This window comes from Vibrio sp. Vb0349 (genome assembly GCF_033338975.1).
In genome coordinates this window covers 1-1,057 of record NZ_JAWOTS010000427.1, presented here as the reverse complement: position 1 = coordinate 1,057, position 1,057 = coordinate 1, and the positions used below count along the sequence as shown (strand labels likewise).

The 1,057-nt window shown below is 42.3% G+C and carries 1 protein-coding gene and 1 pseudogene; both read left to right on the top strand.

The window, feature by feature from the left end:
* A pseudogene (locus R7Q47_RS26360) lies at positions 1-142 on the top strand (uracil-DNA glycosylase); the annotation flags it as partial.
* Positions 143-254: 112 nt separating this feature from the next.
* Positions 255-806, top strand: a complete 552-nt coding sequence (locus R7Q47_RS26355; RefSeq protein WP_005459058.1) for a hemerythrin domain-containing protein — start codon at positions 255-257, stop codon at positions 804-806.
* Positions 807-1,057 lie beyond the last annotated feature (251 nt).

Sequence of the window (1,057 nt, the reverse complement as noted above, 5' to 3'; positions counted from 1 at the left end):
CCATGTATTAGCCGCGCCGCATCCATCGCCATTGTCTGCTCATCGAGGGTTCTTGGGTTGTAAGCATTTCTCCCAAGCAAACCAATTACTTGCTTCGCAAGGAAAAGAGCCAATCAACTGGCATTTACCGTTAACGGTATAAAAGAAGAGACAGCGATCATGGTGCTATGATCGCTGTTTTTTTGAGCATGCTCGAAGCTGGTGGCGAATTTCTCATGTACACTTATTGAAAGTAGGTGTTAAGGAGAGACGCTATGATGATCGAAAGAATTCGACGCGAACACGGCTACATGGTTCGCCTGCTGGCCATATTGCGCCATAAACTCAACGAAATAAAAGAAGAAAACGCCATTAATTACTCGCTAGTAAGCGAGATTGTTGACTACCTCTCAAACCATTCGGAAAAAATTCATCATCCGAAAGAAGATATTCTCTACCATCATTTCCTCAAGCATTACGGTAAGCAACAAACCATGGAAAACTTGGAGAAAGAGCACCAAGAGCTCGCCGAGAAGACCAAAGAGTTTTCGATGCTCATTGAGATGATTTTGCAAGATGCGGTTGTTCCTCAAGACATCTTTATTGCTCAGCTAGAAGATTTCATTGAGTCGCAAAAGCGTCACCTTGAGCTCGAAGAGAGAAAAATCCTGCCATTAATTGAAGAGCTTTTTACTACTGAAGACTGGCAACACGTTGAAAGTCTGTGGACAGAGAGCGAAGACGACCCTGTATTTGGTGACACGATTGCGGATCGCTACAAACAGCTTGCTGAGCGCGTTCGTCAAAGCGATATGGAGTTTGTTTAACTCACTCAAAGCCCGAGTATCTATAAATCTTGCTCGGGTTTATTTGTGGTAATTCTTATTCTTTGAGAATTGAATGGAAATTCAACATAACCAATTCTCGATAAAAAGAACGGCTAATTCTCATTGAGTAAGAATTCCGTCCACGTAAACATTTAGACGTAGAGAATCAGGACATGTAACCCCGCTCTATACAAAAACAAAAGGCACCGTTAGGGTGCCTTTTGTTCAAATTAGAGTTTGATGTCGTCTAA